Origin of the sequence: Roseomonas sp. CAU 1739 (genome assembly GCF_039839775.1) — a bacterium.
GTDB lineage: Bacteria > Pseudomonadota > Alphaproteobacteria > Acetobacterales > Acetobacteraceae > Neoroseomonas.
In genome coordinates, this window is the sequence record NZ_JBDOQQ010000017.1 from 39,582 (window position 1) to 63,562 (window position 23,981).

The window sequence follows — 23,981 nt, forward strand, 5'->3', positions numbered from 1 at the left end:
GGAGGAGGTTGGAATGTCCGAGTCGCTGCGGCCGCTGATCCTCGACCTCGTCGCCTTCGTGGCGGACCGGCCGCGCCCCTATGCCGAGGTGCTGGACGCCTGGCGGACCAGCTGCCCGCGCCTGACGGTGTGGGAGGATGCGGTGGAAGCGGGGCTGGTCACGCTGCAGGACGGCGTGGTGCGGGCCACCGATCGCGGCCGCGAAGCGTTGGCGCGGCGCTGATACCAACGACCCGCGTCCTTGACCCGGGCCGAGGCCACGAAGGCGGCCCGCCGGTCATCTGGCGAAAGCCTGGAAAACCGGAGGCTTACGCCCAGCGCTTGATGGCAGGATACCAGCGGTCCAGGCCATGGGCCGCCGGTATGAGCCTCCCGCATCCGCCCCCCCCCGAAGCGCGGCCCTGCCGCGATCCGCGAGCGCGAGACGCGACCGCGCCCAGACCATCGGCCACGGCGGGAGCAGTCAGCGCAAGGTGCTGCGGCGAGCGGCCAGGATGGGCCGCGCCCGCCGTATGAGGGATGCAAAGAAGCTCAGCAACGGTCGCTGAAAGCGACCGTTGCGATCAGAGCTTCTCGACCTGCCCGTATTCCAGATCCACCGGCGTCGAGCGCCCGAAGATCGACACCGACACCTTCACGCGGCCCTTCTCCTCGTCGACTTCCTCGACCACGCCGTTGAACGACGTGAACGGGCCGTCGGCGACGCGGATCTGCTCGCCCACCTCGAACAGGATGGCGGGCTTGCGGGGCTTCTCGACGCCCTCCTGCACCTGCTGCAGCAGGCGCTGGGCCTCGCTGTTGGGCACCGGCTGCGGCTTGTTGCGCGCACCGAGGAAGCCGGTGACCTTGGGCGTGTCCTTCACCAGGTGCCACGCCTCGTCGGTCATCTCCATCTTCACCAGCACGTAGCCGGGGAAGAACTTGCGGTCGGTATCGACCTTCTGGCCGCGGCGGACCTCGGTGATCTGCTCGGTCGGCACCAGCACCTCGTCGAACTTGTCGGCGAGGCCCTTCTGCGCGGCCTGCTGCTTGATCTGCTCGGCGATCTTCTTCTCGAAGCCCGAGTAGACATGAACGACGTACCACTTCTTGTCGGCCACGGTGCCGTCTCCCCTCAGCCGATCTTGAACACGAGGCGCATCACCAGCTGGATCAGCTGGTCCGCCACCAGGAAGAACACGGCCGCCAGCGCGGACATGCCCAGCACCAAGCCTGTGGTGACGAGCGTTTCCTTGCGGGAAGGCCAGGTGACCCTGGAGACTTCCTGTCGGACCTCCCGGACGAACTGCGCCGGATCGAGCTTGGCCAAGTCAGCTTCCTCAGGAATGGTGGCGGAGTGCGGCCCGGTTGGGCCGCCCCCCGACGCGACGGGTCTGTCGGCGCGGTGCGGCGGGTGGCAGGGGCGGAGGGTCTCGAACCCCCAACCTCCGGTTTTGGAGACCGGCGCTCTAGCCAATTGAGCTACGCCCCTCGACGCGCTCGCGCGACGGAGGGGGCGGTCTATAATTCAGGCTTGGCGCCCTGTCGAGGCTCGCCCGCCCATGGAAACCAAGTCCCTCCGCCAGCGTTGACGGATCCGACGATCCAGGGATGGGGCAGCCATGACCGGCCGACGCCTGCGGGCGATGATTGTCGACGCGCTGCGCGGCTTCATCGCGGATGAATGTCTCAGCCGCGCGGCGTCCATCGCCTATTTCACCCTGTTCTCGCTGTCGCCGCTGCTGGTGATCGCGGTCGCCATCGCCGGGGCCGCGTTCGGCGAGGACGCGGCGCGCGGCGCCGTGCAGGCCCAGCTGCGCGACCTGCTCGGCCCCGACGCAGCCGAGGCGATCCAAGCCGCGATCCGCGGTGCGGCCGATACCGGCCGTGGCACGCTGGCCGGGGCGATCGGCCTGGGCGTGCTGCTGCTGACGGCAAGCGGCACCTTCGGCGAGATCCAATCCGCCCTGAACGCCGTGTGGAAGACCGAGGTGCCGCCAACCGGTGGCGTGTCCCAGTTGCTGAAGGCAAAGGCCGCGGCGATCGGACTGGTGGCGGCCACCGGCTTCCTGTTGCTGACCTCGCTGGTCGCCAGTGCGGCGATCGCCGCCCTCGGCAGCTGGATGCAGGGCCGATTGCCGGGCAGCGCCGCGCTGATCGAGGCGGTGAACACGGTGGTTTCGCTGCTGCTGCTCTCGGCGCTGTTCGGCGCGATCTACAAGGTGCTGCCGGACCGGCGCATCGCCTGGGGCGACGTGGCGGTGGGCGCGCTGATCACCGCGCTGCTGTTCACCGTCGGGAAGTCGGCGATCGGGCTGTATATCGGGGGTGCGGGCATCGCCGGCAGCTTCGGCGCGGCCGGGTCGCTCGCGGCGGTGCTGGTGTGGATCTACTATTCTGCCCTGATCTTCCTGTTCGGAGCCGAGATCACCCGCGCCTGGGCGAATCGGGAAGGGTCGCGGCAGGCGAAGCCGGTGCCCGCGGTGGCGGCGCCGGCACCGCCCAAGGTGATCGTGGTGGACCGGCCGGCCGTGGCGCCGCTGGGGGCAATCAGCGCGACGCTTGCCGCCGTCGTCGGCGTGCTGATGCTGCGGCGGCGCCCGCAGGCGTGAACCTGGCCTCGCGCAGCATTCCCGCGGTCACGTCGATGCCCGTTGCGCCGATGACAGACCCATTGACCCGATGCGGCGCATCGGATCGCGAGCGCAATGCGCGACAGCGCCCAGGCCAACCATCGCCGGCGATGCGGCCGGGCACTGCGCGAGCCAAGGCCACGCGGGTGGCCGACGGCGGTCGATACCAGCGGCGCGAATTCCCGCCTCGGGCCGCGGCAGCACACGCGGCCCGCCGGTCGCTTCACGAAGCCAAGCGAACCGCGTCCGGCGTCCGAAGGCGGGAACGTCAGCGCTTGGTCACATCCCAGAAGACCGGCAGCGGACCGGCCACGATTCCGTCCAGCGACGTCCGCCACGCCTGCTTGTTCAGGTAGAAGCCGGTCGGCACGAAGACCACGTGTTCCAGCGCATCGGCGTTGAGCTGGCGCGCCACGACCTTCTCCGCATCGAGATCAGGCGCGTCGAACCAGGCGCTGATGCCCGCCTCGACCTTCGGGCTGTCGGGCCAGCCGAACCAGGCGCGTTCCCCATTGGCGCGCAGGCCGAGATAGGAGGCCGGATTGATGCAATCCGTCCCGGCATGGGTGGCGGAAAAGGCGCTCCAGCCGCCCTGGCTCACGGGCCCCTTGTTGCCGCGGCGGGTGGCGATGGTGGCGAAGTCGGTCGCCACCATCTCGACGTTCAGGCCGAGCTGGCGGAACAGTTCGGCCGAGACCTCGCTCGCCGCCTTCATGGTGTGGATGTCCTGCGCCGCGAGCAGCACCACCGGCTCATTGTTGTAGCCCGCCGCCCGGATGGCGGCACGCGCGGCCGCGATGTCACGCGGGCGCCGGAGGATCTCCCCGCCTTCCTCGTTGTAGAGCGGGCTGCCCGGCGTGAAGTAGCCATGCATCGTCTTCCGCATCGCCGGGTCGTCGCCGATGATGGCGCGGGTGTAGTCGTCCTGGTCCACCGCCATCAGCAGCGCGCGGCGGATGCCCGGATTGTCGAAGGGCGGCTGCCGGTGGTTCAGGCGGATCGCCGTGACCGTGCCCAGCGGATTGGCAATGGCGGCGCGCACGCCACGGCTGCGTTCGAGCAAAGGCACCAGGTCCGGCTGCGGGGTTTCGAGCCAATCGACCTCCCCGGCGCGCAGCGCGGCAGCGGCGGTACCCGCATCAGGCATGATCAGCCATTCGATCCGGTCGAAATGGATGCGCTTGCCGCCCGCCATCCAGGAGGCGGGCTCGGCACGCGGGACATAGCCGGGGACGCGTTCGAAGGCCGCCTTCGATCCGATCACCCATTCATCCTTCAGGAAGCGCATCGGGCCGCTACCGATGAATTCCGTGATCAGCCGGAAGGGATCGGTCTGCGCGATGCGTTCGGGGAAGACGAAGGAACAGGGCGTGTTCGACTTCGCCAGCGCGTAGAGCATTTTCGAGAAGGGCCGCTGCAGCGTCCAGCGAAAGCGGCGATCATCCAGCGCCACCAGGCTTTCCTGGATGGCGGTGATCTGCTGGCCCATCGTGTCGCGCACGGCCCAGCGCTTCAGGCTTGCGACCGCATCCGCCGCGCGCACCGGCGCGCCGTCATGAAAGACCTGCCCGGGCCGCAGCGTGAAGGTCCAGACGCGGCCATCGGCCGAGACCTCCTCGCTTTCCACCATCTGCCGCTGCGGGCGCAGCTGGTCGTCCACGCCGTAGAGCGTGTCCCATACCAGGAAGGCGGCATTGCGGATGTTGTAGGAGGTGGACCAGACCGGATCCATGTTGGACAGGTCGGAACCAGGCACGAAGCGCAGCACCCTGGACGACGATTGCGCCCGTGCCGAGGTGACGAGCGCCGGCAGTGCCGCCGCGCCGGTGAGAAGGGTTCTGCGTCGCATCACTGGCATCCTCGCTTCCGCTGGTTGATCCCGGTGAAGCAAGGATAATACCGCCACGCGCGCTCGTCGCGCGCATCAGCCATGCCACATGCCGCGCTCCAGCGGGCAGGGACCCGGAGAGGGGCTTTGCCCCTCTTCGAACCTCACCCTACCAAAGGCTTAAGGCCTTTGGAAACCTCGACTTGGCGCCCAACAACAGGGGCGGAACGACAATGGCGGATAGGTGCCAAGTTCCCGCGGTCCAGGGGCCCGCTGGCCCCTGGCGGGGTGGCTTGGAGGGGCGGCGCCCCTCCAACGAAAAGAGCGGCGCCCGGTTCCCCGAACGCCGCCCTCCGCGCCATCCCTCGCGGGACGAAAGCCGCTACTTCGTGATCTGTGCGACGACGCCGGCGCCGACGGTGCGGCCACCCTCGCGGATGGCGAAGCGCAGCCCCTCATCCATCGCGATCGGCGCGATCAGTTCCACGTCCATTGACACGTTGTCGCCCGGCATCACCATCTCGACACCTTCCGGCAGCGAGACAACACCGGTCACATCCGTCGTGCGGAAGTAGAACTGCGGACGATAATTCGTGAAGAACGGCGTGTGGCGTCCGCCCTCCTCCTTCGTCAGCACATACGCCTCCGCCTTGAACTTCGTGTGCGGCGTGATCGAACCCGGGGCGGCCAGCACCTGACCGCGCTCCACATCCTCACGCTTCGTGCCACGCAGCAGCGCGCCGATGTTGTCGCCTGCCTGGCCCTGGTCCAGCAGCTTGCGGAACATCTCCACGCCCGTCACCACGGTCTTCACCGTGTTCTTCAGGCCCACGATCTCCACTTCCTCGCCGACCTTCACGATCCCGCGCTCAACACGGCCCGTCACCACCGTGCCGCGCCCCGAGATCGAGAACACGTCCTCGACCGGCATCAGGAACGGCTTGTCCACGTCGCGCGCCGGCTGCGGGATGTACGCATCCACCGCCGCCATCAGCTCCAGGATCGCGTTCTCCCCCAGCTCCGGCGACTTGTCTTCCAGCGCCATCAGGGCCGAGCCCTTGATGATCGGAATGTCGTCGCCCGGGAACTGGTAGCTGCTCAGCAGCTCCCGCACTTCCATCTCAACCAGCTCCAGCAGGTCGGGATCGGCCATGTCGCACTTGTTCAGGAACACCACCAGCGCCGGCACGCCAACCTGCCGCGCCAGCAGGATGTGCTCGCGCGTCTGCGGCATCGGGCCATCGGCCGCCGACACCACCAGGATCGCGCCATCCATCTGCGCCGCACCCGTGATCATGTTCTTCACGTAGTCGGCATGGCCCGGGCAATCGACATGCGCGTAGTGACGGTTCGCCGTCTCATACTCCACATGCGCCGTCGAGATCGTGATGCCACGAGCCCGCTCCTCCGGCGCCTTGTCAATCTGGTCATACGCCGTGAACGACGCACCACCCGACTTCGCCAGCACCTTGGTGATCGCCGCCGTCAGCGACGTCTTGCCATGGTCCACGTGACCAATCGTACCAATGTTGCAGTGCGGCTTGTTCCGCTCGAATTTCGCCTTCGCCATGGCCTGTCCCGCGTCCTCGTTCCGATATCGTGTCTGTCTGGACCGTCAACCGCTCGCGCAGCGCTGGAGCGGGTGACGGGAATCGAACCCGCACAACCAGCTTGGAAGGCTGGGGCTCTACCATTGAGCTACACCCGCGCCGCGAAGCGCCGAACCAACCAAGTCCCCGCCGCCCGGCCGGGAAAGTGTTCCCGTGACGAACGGGTGGGCGGATATGGAGGGGGTTGGATTCGAACCAACGTAGGCGTACGCCAGCGGATTTACAGTCCGCCCCCTTTAGCCACTCGGGCACCCCTCCGCAGCCGCCGCACCCAGTCGGGTCAGCGGGAGCGCGCGGACTATCCGCTTTGGCCATCCGCTGTCAACGTAGCGCGGTGTTTTGCTGGTAACGCTTGCGTCGCGGACGCCACTGGTGAGGATGCGCGCCATGCGACGCCCCCCTCCGAAGCGGCCTGAAGGCCGCAAACCCGCCCGTCCCTCGGGACCCCCTGCCCAGCGGGGCTCTGCGCCGCGCCCCGACCGCGACGGCGATGACGCGCGCAAACCCGCGCGGGGCCGCCCCGACCGCGACGCCGAGGAACCGCGCCGGCCGCCCCGCGGCCGTGCCGAGCGGATCGGCGACGCCACGCGCCCGCCCGCCCGCGCCGAGCGCGGCGATACTGCGCCGAAGCCCGCCCGCGGCCGCGCCGAACGGTTCGGCGATGACCCGCGCAAGCCGGCCCGCCCCAGGCTTGACCGCAATGCCGAGGCGCCGCCCAGGCCGGGGCGCGGCCGCTCGGATCGGCGCGGCGAGGAGCCGCGCGGCGCCGGTCGCGGCGAACAGCCCCGCGGCACCGGGCGCGGCGAACAGCCGCGCGCGGCTGGCCGCGGCGAGGACCCGCGCGGGACGGGCCGTAGCGCGCCGCCGGGCCGGACTGGCCGCGGCCGCCCCGAACCGATCGCCGCCCCGCTGCCCGATCCCACCCCTGAGCCACCGCGCCCCGGCGCAGGTGCCGGATCGGGCGCCTATTGGATCTATGGCCATCACGCGGTGCTCGCCGCGCTGTCCAATCCGCGCCGCAAGCCGCGCCGCCTGCTGACCACCACCGATGCCGAAATTGCCCTGCGCGACGTTTTCGACGGACCGTGGCGCGTCACCCCCGAACGCGCCGACCGCGCCCGCTTCCATACCTTCCTGACCGAGGATGCGGTGCACCAGGGCATCGCGCTGTTGGCCGAACCGCTCGAATCGGTCGATCTGGAGGATGCGATCGAAGCATCGGACGGGCCCGTGCTGCTGCTCGACCAGGTCACCGACCCGCGCAATGTCGGCGCGGCGCTGCGCGCGGCGGCGGCCTTCGGCGCGGCGGCGGTGGTGCTGCAGGACCGCCACGCCCCGCATGAAACCGGCACGCTGGCGCGCTCGGCCTCCGGCACGCTCGACATCGTTCCGGTGGTGCGGGAGGTGAACCTCTCGCGCGCCATCGCCACGCTGCAGAAGGCCGGCTTCTGGGTGCTCGGCCTGGCCGGTGACGCCAAGCGCACGCTTGCCGAGGCCGCCCCGCGCGACCGTCGCGTGGCACTCGTGCTGGGTGCCGAGGATGCCGGCCTGCGCCGCCTGCAGCGCGAGACCTGCGACGAGCTGGTGCGCCTGCCTATGGCCGAGGGTGTCGAGAGCCTCAACGTATCGGCGGCGGCGGCGGTGGCGCTGTACGAGATCGTGCGACGCTGATCCGGGAAGGGAAGGAACCCACCATGGCATCCGACGCCGCCGAGGCCATTCTCGAGGCGCGCCGCAGCAGGCGCATCCTTGCCCCGCTCGGCGCCCTGGCGCCCAGAACGCCGGAGGCCGGCTACGCCCTTCAGAAGGAGATCGCGCTGCGCCTGGGCGGGCTGCCGCCGGCCGGCTTCAAGATCGGCGCGACGACGAAGCAGATGCAGGTCTATCTCGGCCTGGCTGGCCCGGCCGCCGGCTTCGTGCCAAAGGCAGGGTTGCGCGCCAGCCCGGCCACCGCGCGGCATGCTGATTTCGTCGATCCCGGTGTCGAATGCGAGGTCGGGCTGCGGCTGGCCCGCGACATCCCCCCCGGCCCCTGCACGCGCGACCAGGCGGCGGCGGCGGTCGGCGAGGTTTTCGCGGCCATGGAGATCGTCGATCGCCGCTATGGCGACCTGGCCGTGCTCGGCACGCCGACGCTGATCGCCGACCAGGTGTTCCATGCCGGCGGTGTGCTCGGGACGCCGGTCGTGGATTGGCGGACGCTCGACCTTGCCGCCACGCGCGGCCGGCTGATCGTGGACGGGGTTGTCCGCGGCGAAGGCGTAGGCGCCGACCTGCTCGGCCATCCGTTCGAGGCGCTGGCCTGGCTTGCCGCTTCGGCCGGTGCCGCGGCCTTCGGCGGTTTGCGGGCAGGCCAGGTGGTGTTCCTCGGTTCGGTCACGCCACCGATATGGCTCGATGGTCCCTGCACCGCGGTGGTCGATTTCGACACGCTGGGCCAGGTTGCGTTGACCTTGACCTGACCCGGCCGGCCCCGCTCCTGGGGCGCAGGGCCGCCGACGATGTTGTCAGCCGCCCGCACACCACTCGTTAACCCACCGCGGCCATCATCGGCCTGCGGCTCGACAAGCCAAGACCACCGCCAGGACGGCGATGACCCGGATGGGAAACGCCATGCGGCCGGCCGGCTGGAATCACCTTGCTGAAGACGTGCAACTCGTCCTGTCGCGCGAAGCCTTGCGCCGCGCGGCCGAAACCCTTGCGGACCACGCGGAGATCCTGGCGCGCGAGATGGAGGACGGCGCCCTGCTCGACCGCGGCGGGCCGGATGCGTTGCGGCTGTTCGCCGCCGTGGTGCGCAGCACCAACCGGGACGCCTTTGGCGAGGTCGGCCATGCCTGAGCCGATCGTCGCGACAGATGCGCGACTGCGGGACCTGCGACGTTCCACCGGCCGCCGAGTCGCGGCCGTGGATCGGGACATTCCCCATGGATGGGGGCTTCGGGCTCCGCCTGGGGCCACAGCCGTCGCCGGCCATGCGCGGCGCTGCCCATGCGTGGGCCCGGCGGCGAGGTCCATGCCCTGCCCATCACCACGCGCGGCCGCGGCCATTGGGTGATCGGCCGGGGCCAGGCTGAATAAGGCATCGCCCCGCATCGCCTCGCTGCGCCGGAAGCCTCCGGGGAAACCGGCCTACCCAGCCAAAGGCCGGGGCCGGGCCGATCGGTGCCCATGCCTGCCGCATGCGCCTGCCGGACGGTCGTCGCACGATGTGCACGGTCGAGGTCCTCGCCCGCACCGTGGAAGCCCGCGCGGCGGACCGGCCCGGTCGCGGCTAGCGACGCAAGCGCCGCGCCGCGCCCAGGGAAGCGGCACAACGCGTCCCCGGCCCGGGGGCTCGCCGGCACGCTGCGCGCGGGGCTCACCGCCCGTACAGGATGTAGTTAATCGTCAGGTCGATGGTGACCTGCTCCTCGGCCGAACCGGGCGGGAAGGGCGGCAGCTGGGCGCCGCGGAACACGTTCTGCGAGTAGAAGTTCAGGTGGATGGAGCGCGACGCCGTGCGCAGTTCCACCCCGCGCACGCGGCCATCCGGGCCCGTGTTGATGCGCACCGTCACCGGCCCCTGTTCGCGCAGGTCGATCGCTTCACGCGGATAGCGCAGGTTCTGGTCGAGCCACTGGCGGAAGGCGTTGCGCCAATCCGGCCCGGCCTCGGCGCCGCGCACGCGCAGTTGCTCCACTTCCCCCGGCCCGGGCAGGTGCGCCCCCGGGCTGAGGTCGAGGCCACGGCGCGGCGCGCCCGGCCGCGACGGCTCGCCGAGGTTGATCGGCGGGCGCTGTGTCAGGTCCAGCGGCGGGACGCGCTGCGCGGTCTGCGCCGGAGCCGGCGGCGCCAGAGGTGGTGGCGGCGGCGGAGGCGGCGGCGGCAAGGGCAGTTCAGCCACCACCGGAGGACGGATGGCGTCGGGTGCAGGCGCGCGCTGCGGCGGCGGTGGCGTTGGCGTGGCAGGCGCCTGGGCCGGACGCGCGGGGGGCGGCGGTGACGGCAGCGGCGGGGGTTCGGCGGCGACGGGCGGCGGGCTGGGCGGCGGCGGTTCGGCCGGGCGCGGTGGCGGCGGTGCCGGCGCGGCCTCGGCCAGCCGGGGCGGCGGCGGGGGCGGCGCGGGTGCGGTGACGCGGGGCGGTTGCGGCGCGGGCGGCGCCGGTGGCGAAGGCGGGGCAACCGAGGTGGGCGGCGGCGCCGGCGGTGGTGGTGGTGGCGGGGCCGGCGGCTGGGCCATGGTGGGAACGGGGGCTTCGTCCGGTGCCTCGGCACCGCGCGGTGCCTGGTCGGACCCACCCTGGAACACCACTGCGAAGGAGGGCGGCGGCAGTTCATCCGGCGGCCGGCTGCGCGGGTCGAGGTCAAGCAGGATCGCCACCACCAGCCCGATGTGCAGCAGCGCCGAGACCAGCGCCGACCAGCGCAGGGTGCGCCGCGCGCGCCGACGCGGCACCAGCGGACCGGGCGGCTCGGGCACAGACAGGGCGGCCGGCGCGGGCGGCGGCTGGCGGTCTCGCGGGGACAGGCGCATCGGGAGGTTGGGCAACCCCTGGCAGATTGGGTGGCAGACACGCCGAATCGAGGATCCGGACGGGTTGCCGCATGGAAAGGCTCTGCTACACCAAGGCGGCGCGCCGGGTTAGCACAGTGGTAGTGCAGCGGTTTTGTAAACCGAAGGTCGGGGGTTCGAATCCCTCACCCGGCATGGGTGCCCCGCTGATACTAGGTAGCGCCTCAAGTCCAGGGAAAATCTAGCTTCCAAGCCGTCCCATGGGTACACAGCATGGGTCTTTGCAGAACTTAACCCTGCGGACGTTCCGCCGAGCAGGTTCGACACGCTCAAGAAGTTTCCTAGCCAACGGACCATAGAAATGGGCAGGACCACAAGCGGGGGCTGGTCGGGGCCAACCCCATCCCCACCGGGGGGTGTTCAGCACGGCGCCCCCCACGATCGGGGAGCAGACATGCGAACATCGAACATCTGGTTCCACGATCAGTAGCTACCCGCCATAGCGCCAGCCACGCAGCGCGCCACCGGCCGGCATTCCGGGAAGTGTTGAACGTCGGCCACAGGCATCGGGCCGCCATACAGCATGTTACTGCCGGCGACGTCTCAACCGCCCTCGGCCGTGCGTTTGCTCGCCTCGCTTTCAGGGGGGCGTAAAGCCCCAAGGCCATCGGGTCGTGGCGTCGTGTTGAACGTTCCGGAATGTCACTCCTTCCAGCCTGCTTCCCCTTAGGTCCGCGCCGCGCAAGTCACCTATGATGGTCGCTCCACGAAGGTCTGCGTCCCGCAGGTTGGCGTCTCTGAGGTCAGCGTTGAAAAACGCTGAGCGTAGGTCGGCACGGGCGAAGTTGGCGTTCTGAGCCTGTCCTGAGATGATCGTGTTTCGGAAGATGTTTCCAGAAAGGTCCAGCCCATCGAGGTTGAGGGACCGCCACGATTGACCGGAAAAATCCTGCACGCCGACACACGCTCGATCTGTCCCTATCAGCCCACGGTCGTTGGGATTGAAGCCCGGTGGAAACCGCGTACGGCAGTCAAAGCGCGCAGCATAAAATTCCGCATCGTCAAGCGTGGCTCGCGACAAGTCGGCGCCTTCCAGGCGCGCCGTATGAAGCTGCGCGCGGGACAGGTCTGCGGTTCCAAAGTCCACTCCGACGAACGACGTTGCGTTCAGACGCGCGCCAGTAAGAGAGGCTCCGTCGAGAAGCGCTCCATCAAATATCGCATTGTACATGCTCGCGGCCCCGGATGCTCCCCGCAAGTCGATGCCGCTGTATGATCCATTATGCCTGTTCCAGAATAACGTGCCCTCAATCCGCGCACCTCGCAGGTTGGCACCGGAGAAATCGCCTCGCAGAGACGTGCCGACCAGCGACGCTTCTTCAAGGCTGATTCCGACAAAGCGGCCTCCTTCGAATCTAGTACGTGAGAGGTCACGTCCACGAAGATCCAATCCTGAGAGATCGATGTCGCTCAGCACTAGGTCACGGAGGTCGCCGGTCGCAAAGGCCTCGCGGTCGCCGCTTCGCAGCCGAGCGAGGCGGAGAAAGCTTGTTGTATCGCTATCGGGAGGTGCCAACCCGGACGCAATCAGAAGCGGCGGGACGGCATCGGCAAACCGGCCGGCCCGATACAGACTACGTCCGAGGGCCGCCTGCGCCGTCGCCGATCTAGGTTGCAACTGGACGAGTGCCCCGTATGTCTCAGCGGCGTTGGACCAATCCTGCCATTCCTCAAGGAAGCGACCGAGTTCGATCAGAGGCCGCGGGCTCTGGGGTGCAGCAGCGACAGCAGCTTCATGGACATTCCGTGCTGCGCGATAGCGCTCAACCGCAGCGCCGAAGTCGGGGGCGGTCAACTGATACATGCTACATTGGCTTACACTGAATCCTCCTTGCGCCCGCGACGACGCGTAGAAGGTCATCGTGTCGCCAACGGGGAAGTGGGTGTAACCGCACGCGCTGCTTATCGTGTGACTATAAACGTCGACGCGGTCGCCAACGTTGCCGCGCCAACGGTCAGTGACCTCTACGGTGGCAATCACCGTCGCATTGTCGCGGTCCCGTTCCCAGGGCACTTGCCGCACTGAGACAACGCGGCCTTGAAAAATAGCACCAGCGTGGCGAATGGCCTGTTCCGCCGAGGACCGATTGCATGAGCACGCCCATGCCGATTGCCAAGGCGCAATGCTCAGGCCGATGAGAACCAGCAACAACCCGGCGTATGATAATCGCATTTCCAGAAGGGATGCTCTCTCGATCATTTGGCTATCATTTCACAATAACCGCCCGGTGCAACTTTCTTCTAGAGCGTTTTCCGACCTGCTTGAATCTTTGTTCTTCCGCGACGCGGGAGGGATCTGATTCAAGCTGACGGTCGAAGTGGAGGCCGACGGTCATGGCCAAGGCGCTGTCGGAGGATCTTCGGGAGAGGGTGATGGCGGCGGTGGATGCGGGAGCGACGCTCCGCCAGGCGTCGGAGCGGTTTGAGGTGAGCGCGGCGAGCGTGAGTCTGTTGCACTTGCCGCCCTACAGCCCCGACCTCAACCCCATCGAGAATGCCTTCGCCAAGCTCAAGGCCATGCTGCGCAAGGCAGCCGAGCGAACCATCGAAGGGCTTTGGTCTTCCATCGGCAGATTGATCGACGCCTTCAATCTAACCGAATGCAGCAACTTCTTCCGCAACGCCGGATATCGATCAAGTTGATCGAAAAACGCTCGAATGAAGTTCTGGGATCGCGCGCCGCTCCGGCTGCTGCGTGCGCGGATTAAGCGAGATCACATGACCAAGTCGGCCATTGTTGGTGGTCTCAGATGTCGCGGTGATACGCCCGCCGCAGCCCGTCGAGCCACGCGATTTTCTCAGTGGTCAGGACGATGCGCGCGCCGGGCTCTGCACGCCCACGCCTCTCCATGGTCCGCGTTGCAGAGGATGATGGGGTCGTCGTCGGGAGGTGACGCCATCGCGCATCGCCGGAGGCCCTTGCCCTGCGACACGCCATGGGTACACAATCGCGACACAGACGGAGCGGAAACCCAGGTTTTTCCTAAGGTTTAGGGTGCTACCTTCATTTCCCTCACCCGACATGGGTTTCGGCGCAGGCGTCGTGCACCCTCCCCAACCTCGCCCTCCCCGTTGCGCACGCTCCTTCCCTCAATGCCAGGCGCACCGGCCTGTCGCGCCCGGTCAATACGTCCGGACGATCGCGCTCGCAAAGGCCATCCTCCGGACATCCACCCGCGCCTTGGACGGTCCGCCCGGCGCCTCTGACCCCTATGGCTGCCCGATGAATCGCAGCCTGTCTCAGAGCCGCCGCAGCGCCACCTGCGCCTCGGCACAGAAGGCAATCGTCAGGGGATGCGCGACGAGCGCCTCATGGACTGCGCGCACGACCCCGTCCCCCCACCATTGCCCAAGGCTGTAGTCGTCAACAGCGATCACGCCGCCGGACCGGACCTTTGCGACCGACAGCGCGATATCCTGCCGAACCGCGTCATAGCTGTGGTCGCCATCGATATAGACGAAGTCAAGCGACTCATCGGCCTGCCTGGAGAGCCAGGGAACGGAGCCGGAGCGCACGACCTCCACGCGCCCAGCATAAGGCCTGTTGCCAAAAATATGTGTCACCTCGCCATGGATCTTTTCCATGTCGTTCTGGCCACCCGCGGCATACCACGATGCGGCGTGCTCCGGTCGCGCGCTGTTCTCCCACGGGTCCACGAGGAACAGCTTCTTCGGCCGGGCATTGGCGAATATCACGCGCGAAAAGCTGCCCCGGAAGACGCCGATCTCCGCACCGATGCCGCCCTTTGGAAGCACTTCGACGATCGTGGCTCGCGCATTGATCACGACATGCATTGGATGCCCTCATCGCGGTGCCATCGATCCCGCTCAGCGCCGAAGCCGGGCTCGAACCGCAAGTGCTGGTTGTTGGATTCGCGAAACATTAGGGATGAACCATCCGACACCTGTAAAGATGCCGTCGAGCCCGCTGCATCCATCTTTGTCGTGTCGCGGGGCGCCTTGCGGCACGGTCCGACCCGCTCAACGCGACAAGGCCCAGGCGTCGATCCCAGGGCCGCGTGCCGGGCCCCGCCCGGCCCCTTCTCAGCCAGGGTGGAGGCGGGCGTCGTGGCGCACTGGCACCGGTATGTTCACCACGAACGCCGCCCCGTCCTCAGCCGGCGCCAACGCAAGCGTGCCGCCGGCCGCCTCCACCAGGCTCCGCGCGATCGCCAGGCCAAGTCGTGTCCCGCCACTCTCCCGCTGATAGTGAAGTAGCGGTCAAACACCCGGCCGACATTCCTCGCCGAAATGCCGCGCCCGTCATCGCTGACCAGGATGCGCACCTGCTCCTGCGCCACCCTCCAGGCCACGCGGCATCACGCCCCTGCCCCGGCATGCTGGCGCACATTCTCGAACAGGGTCGACAGGATGCTGCGCGGCGCATGTCGCCACAGTCGACGTGACGCATCATCGATGCGCGCGACGATGGCCGTATGGGCCTCGGCATGCCCATGACGGCCGCCCCGGGAACAGGCGCCGCGGCCACCGCCGCGTCACGGGGTCAACGCGGCAGGGCGCGCAGCAGGCTCGAGAGATTTCCAAGGACGCGCACCGCATCCAGCGCGCCTTGCTCATGGGCTTGGGCGAGGATCGTATCGATCGCCCGCGCGGCATCGGCGAGCACCGCCGTGTCCTGTGGTTGACGGCCAGGCACCGCGGGCCGCGGGCCGCCTACCACCAAACCCAAGGACGCCCCGGCGAAACGTACGGTCTGAGACATGGGAACCTCCCGAAAACTTGAGTCCGCAATGCGAACTATGGCTTCCGGGCCGGGCACGTCCACTGAACAATGACCAAGTGCTGCCTGCAGCAACCTGCGAGCAACACCCCTTAACCCATTCGAATAACGAAATTTTGGTCGCTGGCTAACGCAGCGTTGACGACGAATTCGCGCCCTCACGACGCCCACCCGTACAGCCTAGTCGAGAGAGATGGCGATAGCCCAGACGGGAAAACCCCGTTCACTCACAATAGACAGACCATTCACGGTGCGCCGGACTTGCGCCCTTGCAGCCGCCTCCATGCCGAGGAAATTATATCCTTAGCGGTCTGACCGGCCCGTCCCCCCATGAGTTGAACGAGCCCCTCGGTTGCCAACACCACGCCGCTTGCTGACGACCGCCTTCGCGCAGGCGCTCCGCGAGCACATTTCGGATCACGACCGGCCGCTGGCGACGCTTGCTTGCGCGGCACGATCAATCGCCGATCTGCTGGCTGCCGCCCGCGTGCAGGCCGCGGCGGTTACCGCGTCCGGCTTTGACGAGCTGGCGTTGGCATTGCGCCACGCGCTGCACGCCCTGTGGATCGAATATGGTGGGGACCCCTGCCAGGTGCCCGATGCCTTCGGCGCATCACACTAGAGAATGATCAGTTCACGCCCGATCACCCATCACGCTCTAACCTATTGTTTGATCGCGTGATTTTGACCACCGGTGAGTTCGCACCCGCGGCCACCACGCTCCAGAGACGTCTCCGTTCGCGCTGGATCGGCACCGGCCGGGCCATTCGACGTCCATATCCTGGACGGGCGGCTGCGCGGGGGTGCGGTCCTAGTCCGGCGAGGGCAACGCCCGATCGGCCTGGCAGCGCGCCAGCGACAATTGTTGCGCCGCGATCACCCGCCGCACCTGGCGACCCGGCGCGGTGTCCAGCGTCAGGCAGGCGCAACCATGGCCGTAATACCCATTGGTCGCGACCCAATCGCGCGTCGACATGTCCGGGATCACGTCCATGCCGGGCACCGGCTCGCCCCCCTGGCTCGCCAGCCACCATTGGCCATCGCGGTCGGTCAGCCACCAATTGCCCGGGGTCGGATTGACCAGCCAGCCGCAGCGGCGCTCGGGCGCGGCCAGCGCCGGCAGCGTCGCGATCAGACCGATTCCAAGGACAAAGGTGGCAATACCGGGACGCATGACGGGGCCCTCCACCGTCATCGTGGCAGATTCGGGCGCCTGCGCCACCCGCATGGCCAGCACTTGGGGGGGTGCCAGCCCCAAGGTTGTCCGACGCCGGACAACCCCGATGCGGCGTAGCATTCCGACCGGCGGCGCATTGCCGCCGCGCCGCTGCGCGACCTGGTCTCGGCATTCGTTCCCGTTTCGTCACGCGACCGCTATGACCGAACTCGTGGTCACCACCCGCACCGACGGATATGCCGATGACGGCCTGCTCTCCTTGCGCGAGGCGTTGCTGTTCGCCGAGATCTTCGCGACGCCGGTGACCATCCGCTTCGACCCGGCCGCCTTCGCAGGCAGCAGCAACGGCACCACGGCGAAACTCGACCTCGGCACGCTGGCCATCGGCGCCCCGGCGAAAGTCACGATCGAAGGGCGCATCGGCCTTGATGTGGTGCGCATCGATGGCGGCTTCACCGGCCATCCCAACGCGCCCAATCCCGGGTCGCGGATCATGACGATCGCCGCGGGGGCCGAGGTCATGCTGCGCGGCGTCGCGCTGGCCAAAGGGTTCGAACGCGGCGCCGCGGGCCTGGCGACCCAGGACGGCACCGAGGGCGCCAGTGGCGGAGCCACCACCATCCATGGCGCGCCAGGCCCGCCCGGCAATGGCGGCACCGGCGCGACCGGCGCGGTGACCAATGGCGGGCCAGCCATCGCCGGCATCAGCAATGCCGGCAGCCTGACGTTGGACGGCGTGTTCTTCGCCGGCATGAACGCCCTCGCCGGGGTCGGCGGCGCCGACGGCGGCGCGGCGGTGGCGATCGCGGTGCTGCTCGACACGCCGGCCTTGTCGGCGGGGTCCTTCGCGGTCATCGCCTGACAGCCGCCCAGGGCGGGTCTATAGCGGCGGCATCCAGCCAGGGATGCCCGCCTTGCGTCATTTCGCCCTCGCACTTTCCCTCTGCGGCGCGCTCGCCGCGCCCGCCGCCGCGCAGACGCTGCGCATCGGCATGGCGGCCGAGACCACCGCCGCTGATCCGCACAACTACGCCGCCGCGCCGAATTCGACGTTCCGCGACCATGTCTTTGACGGGCTGACCGCCCTCGATGCCCGGCTACGGCCGAGCCCCGCACTCGCCACCGCCTGGTCGCGGCGGGATGACCTGACCTGGGTGTTCGACCTGCGGCAGGGCGTGACCTTCCATGACGGGCAGGCCTTCACGGCGGATGACGTCGTCTATTCCTACTGCCGCGTGCTGAACAACGACGCGGAGGTGGTCGGCTCCTTCTCCCGCGAGATCCGCCGCATCGCCGCGATGACCGCCGAGACGCCGCACCGCCTGGTGATCCGTACCGCGGAACCGGAGCCGCTGCTGGTCTCCGACCTCGCATCGGTGGCCATCATCCCGCGCGGGTCGCGCAGCGGCCTGACCTATACGCCCGAAGGCTGCGGACGGGTCGGCCCTTGGCCCAGCGTCGGCGAATTCAACGAGGGCCGCGCCGCGATCGGCACCGGCCCGTATCGCCTGCGGTCCTACGACCGCAGCAGCGGCATCGTGCTGACGCGCAACGACGCCTATTGGGGCGACAAGCCGCATTGGGCCGAGGTGCGGCTGCGCCCGGTCACCGCCGCCGGGCCGCGCCTTGCCGGCCTGCTGGCGGGCGACCTGGATGTGGTGGAAGCGCCGGCCACGGCCGACGTGCAGCGCATCCGACAGAACCCGGCCTTCGCGCTGGCCGTATCACCCACCACGCGGCTGATCTTCCTGCAGATGGACCAGCGGCCGGACGCGCCCTTCGTGCAGGGGCCGGGCGGGGGGAATCCGTTGCGCGACGTGCGGGTGCGCCAGGCGCTGTCGCTGGCAATCGACCGCCGTGTCATCGCCGAACGCGTGATGGACGGGCTGGCGACGCCGGCCGGGCAGTTGCTGCCGGAAGGCATGCGCGGCACCGTGCCTGGCGCGGGCGTGCTGCCCTATGACCCCGCCCGCGCACGCGCGCTGCTGGCGGAAGCGGGCGTGGCCAGCGGCCTGTCCTTCACGCTGCACGCCACCAACAACCGCTATGTCAACGATGCGCGCGTGGCACAGGCGCTGGCGCAGTATTTCCAGCGCATCGGCGTGACCGTCACGGTCGATGCCATGCCGTCCAACGTGTTCTTCGCGCGGCGCGGGCGGAAGGATTTCTCCGTGCCGATGGGCGGCTGGGCGGCCTCGGCCGAGGAGACGCAGCTGTTCTTCCGCGCCTGGATCACCACCACCGATCGCGACCGCGGCTTCGGCATGAGCAATTATGGCGAGTTCTCCGACCCCGAGATCGACCGCCTGGCCCGGAGCGCCTTCGCCACCATGGATGAGGGCGAGCGCGAACGCCTGATGGAACAGGCTTCGCGCCTGGCCATCGAGCGGCTGCCCGTGCTGCCGATCCATTTCGAGAACGCCGCCTGGGCCTTCCGCCGCGGGCTGACCTATGAGGGACGGATGGACCAGACGACGCTCGCCCAGGCGATAAGGCCCGCGCCATGATCGATGTGGACGCCATCGCCCGCGCGCTGGCCGCGTCGGGCCGCAGCGCCACCAGGCTGGTCGACCCGCTGCACGGCAAGCCCATCATGCTGCAGGCCTATCGCGCCGCCGCGTACACGGCCGATGCGCCGGTGGTCATCGTGCAGCACGGCATGGGCCGCAACGGGGACGAATACCGCGATTTCTGGATCGAGGCGGCGGACCGGCACGGGTTGCTGATCCTGGCCCCCACCTTCGCCAACAAGACCCATCCGGGGGCCGAACCCTACAACAATGGCGGCGTGCTGGATGGCGCCGGGGAAGCCACACCACGCGAGGGCTGGGCGTATCACCTGCCGGCGCGGGTGTTTGCCGCGGTGCAGGCGGCGGGGGTGACGCGGCGGCGCCAGGCGTTCCTGTTCGGCCATTCGGCGGGCTCGCAATTCGCCCATCGCATGGCGTCGCTGACCGACCGGTCGCCCTTCTGCGCCATCGGTTGCGGCAATGCGGGGTGGTATTCGCTGCCGCTGCTGGACCAGCCCTTCCCGGCCGGCCTCGGCGGGCTTGGATTGACCGATGCCGCGCTGGAGGCATGGCTCGCCTATCCGCTGCTGATCCTGGCCGGGACGGCGGATGTGCAGCGATCCGGCCCGTCCCTGCCGTCGAACCCGGAAGCGGTGGCACAGGGGCCGCATCGCTTCGCCCGCGCGCACAACTTCCTGCGCGTGGCGCGGGAGGAAGCCGCCCGGCGCGGCGTTCCCTGCCACTGGCGCATCGAGTCGGTGCCGGGCATCGGCCATGACGGCGACGCCATGTCCAAGGTCTGCGCGGCGATCTGGTTCGAGGGCGCGCAGCCGGATGCGGCCCGCATGGCGGCGCTGGCCGGCAAGGTCGCGCTGTAGCCTTCGGCGCCGGGCCCGGCCCGGCGCTGCATCGCGACGGTGGCGTTTCACACCCCGCGGGACCATCTTTGTTCCCATGAACCTGATCGCCCCCGGCCCCGTCCTGTTCATCCCTGAAAAGCGCCCGGCCCCGCCGATGGAGCGGGCCTTGAAGGTCGTCTCCCCCTTCGAGCCCAATGGCGACCAGCCCACCGCGATCCGTGAACTGACCGCCGGGCTGGTGAACGGCGAGCGCGACCAGGTGCTGCTGGGCGTGACCGGGTCGGGCAAGACCTTCGCCATGGCCAAGGTCATCGAGAATTTGCAGCGTCCGGCGCTGGTGCTGGCGCCCAACAAGACGCTGGCCGCGCAGCTCTATGGCGAGATGAAGTCGTTCTTTCCCGACAATGCGGTGGAGTATTTCGTCTCCTACTACGACTACTTTCAGCCGGAAGCCTACGTCCCGCGCACGGACACCTATATCGAGAAGGATTCCCAGATCAACGAGCAGATCGACCGCATGCGGCATTCCGCGACGCAGGCGCTGCTCGAACGCAATGACGTGGTGATCGTCGCCTCGGTGTCCTGCATCTACGGCATCGGGTCAGTCGAGACCTATTCCCGCATGGTGGTGAAGCTGGAACGCGGCGGGCGGATCGACCGCGACGCGCTGGTGAAGGGCCTCGTCGAGCAGCAGTATCGCCGCAACGACGCCTTCTTCGCGCGCGGCACCTTCCGCGTGCGCGGCGAGAGCGTCGATATCTGGCCATCCCACCTGGATGACCGCGCCTGGCGCATTTCATTGTTCGGCGACGAGATCGACGGCATCCGCGAATTCGACCCGCTGACCGGCGAGATCACCGGCGAGATGGAACGCGTCGCCGTCTATGCCAACAGCCACTACGTCACGCCGCGCCCGACGCTCACCCAGGCGATCGCGCAAATCAAGATCGAGTTGAAGGAACGCCTCGCCGAACTGGAGGCTGAGGGGAAACTGCTGGAACGCCAGCGGCTGGAACAGCGCACCATCTTCGACATCGAGATGATGGAGACGACCGGATCCTGCAAAGGCATCGAGAACTATTCGCGCTATCTCACCGGCCGCCGCCCGGGCGACCCACCGCCGACGCTGTTCGAATACCTACCGGAGAACGCCGTGCTGGTGGTGGATGAAAGCCATGTCACCGTGCCGCAGATCGGCGGCATGTTCCGCGGCGACTTCGCGCGCAAGGCGATCCTGTCGGAATTCGGCTTCCGCCTGCCCTCCTGCACCGACAACCGGCCTCTCAAGTTCGAGGAGTGGGACACCTATCGCCCGCAGACGGTGTTCGTCTCCGCGACACCAGGCCCATGGGAGATGGAGCGCACCGGCGGCGCCTTCGCCGAACAGGTGATCCGCCCGACCGGCCTGGTCGATCCGGTCTGCGAGATCCGCCCGGTGGAAGGCCAGGTGGATGACCTGCTCGCCGAATGCCGCGAGGTCTCGCAGAAGGGCGGCCGCGTGCTGGTCACCACGCTGACCAAGCGGATGGCCGAGGACCTCACGGAATACATGACCGAGGCCGGCATCCGCGTGCGCTACCTGCATTCCGACGTGGACACGCTGGAGCGCATCGAAATCATCCGCGACCTGCGCAAGGGCGTGTTCGACGTGCTGGTGGGCATCAACCTGTTGCGCGAGGGGCTGGATATTCCCGAATGCGCGCTGGTCGCCATCCTCGATGCCGACAAGGAAGGCTTCCTGCGCTCGGCGACCTCGCTGATCCAGACCATCGGCCGCGCCGCGCGCAACGCGGAGGGCCGCGTCGTGCTCTACGCCGACACCATGACCAACAGCCTCAAGCGCGCGCTCGAGGAAACCGAGCGCCGCCGCACCAAGCAGACGGCGTGGAACCTTGAGCACGGCATCACGCCGACCTCGATCAAGCGCGAGATCGCCGACGTGCTGCGCGACGTGTCGCAGGGCGACTACATCACCGTCGATGCGGTGGAAGGCGAGGAGGACCAGAACTTCGTCGGCAAGGACCTCCAGGCATCCATCGCCGAGTTGGAACGCAAGATGCGCGCGGCGGCGGCGGAACTGGAATTCGAGACGGCGGCGCGGCTGCGCGACGAGATCAAGCGGCTGGAAGCGCTCGACCTGGGGCTGGAGCCGAACCTCGCCGGCCGTTCGCTGCGGGAGGCGACGCCGCGCGCCGACTGGAAGCCGAAGCCGATGGGGCCGGGCGGCGGCGGCTACGACCCCAAGAAGGTCAAGGGCGGCCGGAAGCGCAAAGGACCCTGACGCGATCGTGAATCCCGGGGCAGCGCCCGCCGCATTTCGGCCGGTCGCTCGCCACACGCCGGGATTGTACTGACCCCATCGAACACCACCGATGGAGTCCTACACCATGACGATGTCCCGACTGCGCATGACGGCCGCAGCGCTTCTCGCCCTCGGCCTCGTGGCCTGTTCCGACCCGGTGGGGCAGCGGGCGCTGGTCGGCGGTGGCCTTGGCGCGGCGGGCGGGGCTGGCATCGCAGCGTTGACAGGCGGATCACCGCTGGCCGGTGCGGCAATTGGCGGCGCGGGCGGCGCGGCGGTTGGCGCCCTGACGGCGCCGCGCTCGCGTCGCGGCTACTACTGACGAGCAGGCGGGGCGCTGCCGGTCAGCGCCCCGACACCCGTTCCAGCAGATAGCCGAAGAACGGGTTCCAGGTGATGCGGGCAAAGCTGTTCGCATCCATCACCAGCACCCCGCGTTCCCCCCGCACCGCAATCGCCCCGAGTGCGACACCCATGGCGTCCGCAGGGTCCGGATCCCCGCCGTAGAGCCCATCGCTGGCCGGAAACGGCAGCGCGACGTGCGACAGCGAATAGACCGAGCGCGGCCATTCGACGCCCAGCGCGTGCACCTCCTCCATCGCGCTGCCGGCCGCGATGCGCCGGGCCACCGCCGCCAGCCCCTCCCCGTCATTGCCGACCACCGTGACCGCGTAGCGACGCGTCGCGGCAGGCAGGATGCGGCCCAGCGCGCCATCGGCGCCCGTGGCGAACAGCGGCCCGAACTTCACGCTGCGATTGATGTCGAACAGCACCACCTCGCTGCCATTCGCCGGCAGCCGGTCATACAGCCGCGTCAGTACCGCCGGCGTCGACACCGTCGCATCCACCACCGACTGGAAGGTCAGCACCGGCGGCAGGGTGCCAAGCCGCCCTGCCTGCGCCAGCCGGTCGATCTGCGCGTCCAGCGCGCTGGTCAGCCGATGCGTCTGCCGCGCCGCATTCACCGGGAAGGAGTTGAACTTGAACGGGTTGAACTCCGGCAGGATGTCGAGCCAAGCCGCCTTGGCGAAGCGTGGCAGGAAGGCGGGCAGCCCCGCCAGCCCGGCGAAGCGGGCAAAGGCCGTGACACCCACCATCGGCGAGAGCAACACCAGCCGGTCCGCCTGCGGCAGGCGCGGATCCTCGATCGCATCCAACGCGTGCTTCAGCGCCAGCGCCCCGCCATTGGAATACCCGACCAGATGCAGCGGCCCAGCCGGCACGCGCGCCCGTGCCGACCGCATGGCCAGGCGGGTCGCCGCCATCCACTCCTCCCACACCGCCTCGGTCAATCCGGCGGGGACCATGCCGTGGCCGGGCATGCGGATGGCGATGGCCAGGAAGCCCCGCGCGCGATAGGCCTCGGCCAGGTGGCGCAGGCTGTAGGGCGCATCGGTCAGCCCGTGCAGGAACACCGCGACGCCCACCGGCGGGCCTGACGGTTCCAGCACGAAGGACCGGTTCCAGTCGCGCGCGAAATGCGCCGGATTCACCGGGCTGCCGTCGAACCAGCGATTGATCGGGATGCGGTCGGCGGCATCCAGCCGGTCCGTCACCGCGGCGTGTGTGGCGGCGAAGGCAGCCTCTTCCGCGGACATCCAGGCGGCCCAGTCGGCGCGGTCGGTCGCGGCGACCGACAGCTCCGGCGGGACGAATTCGTGCCAGGGGCCAAGCGGCGGGCCGCTCTGCACATCCCAGATGCGCAACCCCACGATAAGCACCAGCAGGGCCGCCACCAACAGGATGGCGCGCTTCAGGCCGCGCGAGAGGAAACCGATCATGACAA

General features: G+C 68.8%; 22 protein-coding genes and 4 tRNA genes. 13 read left to right on the forward strand and 13 right to left on the reverse strand.

Translation table 11 applies throughout. The annotated features are described in order from the left end of the window. Positions 1 to 13: 13 nt before the first annotated feature. Positions 14 to 223, forward strand: coding sequence for a hypothetical protein (locus tag AAFN86_RS23090; RefSeq protein ID WP_347545915.1), 210 nt, complete (start codon positions 14 to 16; stop codon positions 221 to 223). Positions 224 to 563: 340 nt separating this feature from the next. On the opposite strand, the gene nusG is transcribed toward AAFN86_RS23090, so the two are convergent. The 3 genes from nusG to AAFN86_RS23105 form a co-directional block, all read right to left on the reverse strand. Continuing rightward, on the reverse strand, positions 564 to 1,100 hold the full coding sequence (gene nusG / locus AAFN86_RS23095; RefSeq protein ID WP_347545916.1) for a transcription termination/antitermination protein NusG: 537 nt from the start codon (positions 1,098 to 1,100) through the stop codon (positions 564 to 566). A 14-nt stretch (positions 1,101 to 1,114) separates the two neighbouring features. Then, the gene (secE, locus tag AAFN86_RS23100) at positions 1,115 to 1,309 is read right to left on the reverse strand and encodes a preprotein translocase subunit SecE (protein ID WP_347545917.1); all 195 of its coding nucleotides are present in this window, start codon (positions 1,307 to 1,309) and stop codon (positions 1,115 to 1,117) included. Between the two features lie 85 nt (positions 1,310 to 1,394). Further along, a tRNA-Trp gene (locus tag AAFN86_RS23105) sits at positions 1,395 to 1,471 on the reverse strand. A 130-nt stretch (positions 1,472 to 1,601) separates the two neighbouring features. On the opposite strand from AAFN86_RS23105, the gene AAFN86_RS23110 reads away from it, so the two are divergent. Further along, on the forward strand, positions 1,602 to 2,591 hold the full coding sequence (locus AAFN86_RS23110) for a YihY/virulence factor BrkB family protein (protein WP_347545919.1): 990 nt from the start codon (positions 1,602 to 1,604) through the stop codon (positions 2,589 to 2,591). Between the two features lie 289 nt (positions 2,592 to 2,880). On the opposite strand, the gene AAFN86_RS23115 is transcribed toward AAFN86_RS23110, so the two are convergent. From AAFN86_RS23115 to AAFN86_RS23130, 4 genes are all read right to left on the reverse strand, one after another. Further along, positions 2,881 to 4,461, reverse strand: coding sequence for an ABC transporter substrate-binding protein (locus tag AAFN86_RS23115; RefSeq protein WP_347545920.1), 1,581 nt, complete (start codon positions 4,459 to 4,461; stop codon positions 2,881 to 2,883). A 361-nt stretch (positions 4,462 to 4,822) separates the two neighbouring features. Next, a complete protein-coding gene (gene tuf / locus AAFN86_RS23120) occupies positions 4,823 to 6,010 on the reverse strand; it encodes an elongation factor Tu (protein ID WP_347545903.1) in 1,188 nt (395 codons plus the stop codon). 64 nt (positions 6,011 to 6,074) lie between these two features. Beyond that, positions 6,075 to 6,148, reverse strand: a tRNA-Gly gene (locus AAFN86_RS23125). Between the two features lie 77 nt (positions 6,149 to 6,225). Beyond that, positions 6,226 to 6,308, reverse strand: a tRNA-Tyr gene (locus AAFN86_RS23130). 129 nt (positions 6,309 to 6,437) lie between these two features. Between AAFN86_RS23130 and rlmB the strand changes: the two genes are divergently transcribed. From rlmB to AAFN86_RS23145, 3 genes are all read left to right on the forward strand, one after another. Next, a complete protein-coding gene (gene rlmB / locus AAFN86_RS23135; protein WP_347545921.1) occupies positions 6,438 to 7,721 on the forward strand; it encodes a 23S rRNA (guanosine(2251)-2'-O)-methyltransferase RlmB in 1,284 nt (427 codons plus the stop codon). A 23-nt stretch (positions 7,722 to 7,744) separates the two neighbouring features. Further along, positions 7,745 to 8,512: a fumarylacetoacetate hydrolase family protein gene (locus AAFN86_RS23140; protein WP_347545922.1), complete on the forward strand. Its 768-nt coding sequence runs from the start codon at positions 7,745 to 7,747 to the stop codon at positions 8,510 to 8,512. A gap of 130 nt (positions 8,513 to 8,642) precedes the next feature. Continuing rightward, a complete protein-coding gene (locus AAFN86_RS23145) occupies positions 8,643 to 8,891 on the forward strand; it encodes a hypothetical protein (RefSeq protein ID WP_347545923.1) in 249 nt (82 codons plus the stop codon). Between the two features lie 520 nt (positions 8,892 to 9,411). On the opposite strand, the gene AAFN86_RS23150 is transcribed toward AAFN86_RS23145, so the two are convergent. Then, entirely contained in the window at positions 9,412 to 10,566 is a 1,155-nt protein-coding gene (locus AAFN86_RS23150; protein WP_347545924.1) for an energy transducer TonB, read from the reverse strand. A 102-nt stretch (positions 10,567 to 10,668) separates the two neighbouring features. Between AAFN86_RS23150 and AAFN86_RS23155 the strand changes: the two genes are divergently transcribed. Then, a tRNA-Thr gene (locus AAFN86_RS23155) sits at positions 10,669 to 10,740 on the forward strand. Between the two features lie 445 nt (positions 10,741 to 11,185). Here the strand turns inward: AAFN86_RS23155 and AAFN86_RS23160 are convergent. Then, positions 11,186 to 12,805, reverse strand: a complete 1,620-nt coding sequence (locus AAFN86_RS23160) for a pentapeptide repeat-containing protein (protein WP_347545925.1) — start codon at positions 12,803 to 12,805, stop codon at positions 11,186 to 11,188. 134 nt (positions 12,806 to 12,939) lie between these two features. Between AAFN86_RS23160 and AAFN86_RS23165 the strand changes: the two genes are divergently transcribed. Beyond that, positions 12,940 to 13,248 carry a transposase gene (locus tag AAFN86_RS23165; RefSeq protein WP_408906626.1) on the forward strand — a complete coding sequence of 103 codons (309 nt, stop codon included), beginning with the start codon at positions 12,940 to 12,942 and terminating at the stop codon, positions 13,246 to 13,248. A 597-nt stretch (positions 13,249 to 13,845) separates the two neighbouring features. Here AAFN86_RS23165 and AAFN86_RS23170 read toward each other — a convergent pair. Together AAFN86_RS23170 and AAFN86_RS23175 are read right to left on the reverse strand one after the other, a co-directional pair. Then, positions 13,846 to 14,400 (reverse strand): class I SAM-dependent methyltransferase, encoded by a 555-nt coding sequence (locus tag AAFN86_RS23170; protein ID WP_347545926.1) that lies wholly within the window; start codon positions 14,398 to 14,400, stop codon positions 13,846 to 13,848. Positions 14,401 to 15,109: 709 nt separating this feature from the next. Further along, complete coding sequence (locus tag AAFN86_RS23175; RefSeq protein WP_347545927.1) at positions 15,110 to 15,232, reverse strand: hypothetical protein; 123 nt, start codon at positions 15,230 to 15,232, stop codon at positions 15,110 to 15,112. Between the two features lie 484 nt (positions 15,233 to 15,716). Between AAFN86_RS23175 and AAFN86_RS23180 the strand changes: the two genes are divergently transcribed. Further along, positions 15,717 to 15,968: a hypothetical protein gene (locus AAFN86_RS23180; RefSeq protein WP_347545928.1), complete on the forward strand. Its 252-nt coding sequence runs from the start codon at positions 15,717 to 15,719 to the stop codon at positions 15,966 to 15,968. A 189-nt stretch (positions 15,969 to 16,157) separates the two neighbouring features. Here AAFN86_RS23180 and AAFN86_RS23185 read toward each other — a convergent pair whose 3' ends face one another. Continuing rightward, complete coding sequence (locus tag AAFN86_RS23185; RefSeq protein WP_347545929.1) at positions 16,158 to 16,520, reverse strand: DUF4087 domain-containing protein; 363 nt, start codon at positions 16,518 to 16,520, stop codon at positions 16,158 to 16,160. Positions 16,521 to 16,722: 202 nt separating this feature from the next. Between AAFN86_RS23185 and AAFN86_RS23190 the strand changes: the two genes are divergently transcribed. From AAFN86_RS23190 to AAFN86_RS23210, 5 genes are all read left to right on the forward strand, one after another. Further along, positions 16,723 to 17,385, forward strand: coding sequence for a hypothetical protein (locus tag AAFN86_RS23190; RefSeq protein ID WP_347545930.1), 663 nt, complete (start codon positions 16,723 to 16,725; stop codon positions 17,383 to 17,385). 52 nt (positions 17,386 to 17,437) lie between these two features. Further along, positions 17,438 to 19,030 (forward strand): ABC transporter substrate-binding protein, encoded by a 1,593-nt coding sequence (locus AAFN86_RS23195; protein ID WP_347545931.1) that lies wholly within the window; start codon positions 17,438 to 17,440, stop codon positions 19,028 to 19,030. Beyond that, positions 19,027 to 19,911: an alpha/beta hydrolase gene (locus tag AAFN86_RS23200; protein WP_347545932.1), complete on the forward strand. Its 885-nt coding sequence runs from the start codon at positions 19,027 to 19,029 to the stop codon at positions 19,909 to 19,911. Before AAFN86_RS23195 ends, AAFN86_RS23200 begins: the two co-directional genes overlap by 4 nt. Positions 19,912 to 19,987: 76 nt before the next feature. Next, positions 19,988 to 22,174: an excinuclease ABC subunit UvrB gene (gene uvrB, locus AAFN86_RS23205; protein WP_347545933.1), complete on the forward strand. Its 2,187-nt coding sequence runs from the start codon at positions 19,988 to 19,990 to the stop codon at positions 22,172 to 22,174. Positions 22,175 to 22,280: 106 nt separating this feature from the next. Continuing rightward, positions 22,281 to 22,517, forward strand: a complete 237-nt coding sequence (locus AAFN86_RS23210; RefSeq protein WP_347545934.1) for a hypothetical protein — start codon at positions 22,281 to 22,283, stop codon at positions 22,515 to 22,517. 22 nt (positions 22,518 to 22,539) lie between these two features. Here AAFN86_RS23210 and AAFN86_RS23215 read toward each other — a convergent pair whose 3' ends face one another. Next, entirely contained in the window at positions 22,540 to 23,976 is a 1,437-nt protein-coding gene (locus AAFN86_RS23215; RefSeq protein ID WP_347545935.1) for an alpha/beta fold hydrolase, read from the reverse strand. Between the last annotated feature and the right edge of the window lie 5 nt (positions 23,977 to 23,981).

Bases quoted from the DNA above. Each gene is read 5' to 3' on its own strand.
- AAFN86_RS23090 (WP_347545915.1), top strand. From the start codon at position 14: ATGTCCGAGTCGCTGCGGCCGCTGATCCTCGACCTCGTCGCCTTCGTG.
- AAFN86_RS23190 (WP_347545930.1), top strand. From the start codon at position 16,723: ATGACCGAACTCGTGGTCACCACCCGCACCGACGGATATGCCGATGAC.
- AAFN86_RS23160 (WP_347545925.1), bottom strand. From the start codon at position 12,805: ATGATCGAGAGAGCATCCCTTCTGGAAATGCGATTATCATACGCCGGG.
- AAFN86_RS23185 (WP_347545929.1), bottom strand. From the start codon at position 16,520: ATGCGTCCCGGTATTGCCACCTTTGTCCTTGGAATCGGTCTGATCGCG.
- AAFN86_RS23210 (WP_347545934.1), top strand. From the start codon at position 22,281: ATGACGATGTCCCGACTGCGCATGACGGCCGCAGCGCTTCTCGCCCTC.
- rlmB (WP_347545921.1), top strand. From the start codon at position 6,438: ATGCGACGCCCCCCTCCGAAGCGGCCTGAAGGCCGCAAACCCGCCCGT.
- AAFN86_RS23150 (WP_347545924.1), bottom strand. From the start codon at position 10,566: ATGCGCCTGTCCCCGCGAGACCGCCAGCCGCCGCCCGCGCCGGCCGCC.
- AAFN86_RS23200 (WP_347545932.1), top strand. From the start codon at position 19,027: ATGATCGATGTGGACGCCATCGCCCGCGCGCTGGCCGCGTCGGGCCGC.
- AAFN86_RS23170 (WP_347545926.1), bottom strand. From the start codon at position 14,400: ATGCATGTCGTGATCAATGCGCGAGCCACGATCGTCGAAGTGCTTCCA.
- tuf (WP_347545903.1), bottom strand. From the start codon at position 6,010: ATGGCGAAGGCGAAATTCGAGCGGAACAAGCCGCACTGCAACATTGGT.
- AAFN86_RS23115 (WP_347545920.1), bottom strand. From the start codon at position 4,461: ATGCGACGCAGAACCCTTCTCACCGGCGCGGCGGCACTGCCGGCGCTC.
- AAFN86_RS23215 (WP_347545935.1), bottom strand. From the start codon at position 23,976: ATGATCGGTTTCCTCTCGCGCGGCCTGAAGCGCGCCATCCTGTTGGTG.
- AAFN86_RS23140 (WP_347545922.1), top strand. From the start codon at position 7,745: ATGGCATCCGACGCCGCCGAGGCCATTCTCGAGGCGCGCCGCAGCAGG.
- AAFN86_RS23145 (WP_347545923.1), top strand. From the start codon at position 8,643: ATGACCCGGATGGGAAACGCCATGCGGCCGGCCGGCTGGAATCACCTT.
- AAFN86_RS23165 (WP_408906626.1), top strand. From the start codon at position 12,940: ATGGCCAAGGCGCTGTCGGAGGATCTTCGGGAGAGGGTGATGGCGGCG.
- uvrB (WP_347545933.1), top strand. From the start codon at position 19,988: ATGAACCTGATCGCCCCCGGCCCCGTCCTGTTCATCCCTGAAAAGCGC.
- AAFN86_RS23110 (WP_347545919.1), top strand. From the start codon at position 1,602: ATGACCGGCCGACGCCTGCGGGCGATGATTGTCGACGCGCTGCGCGGC.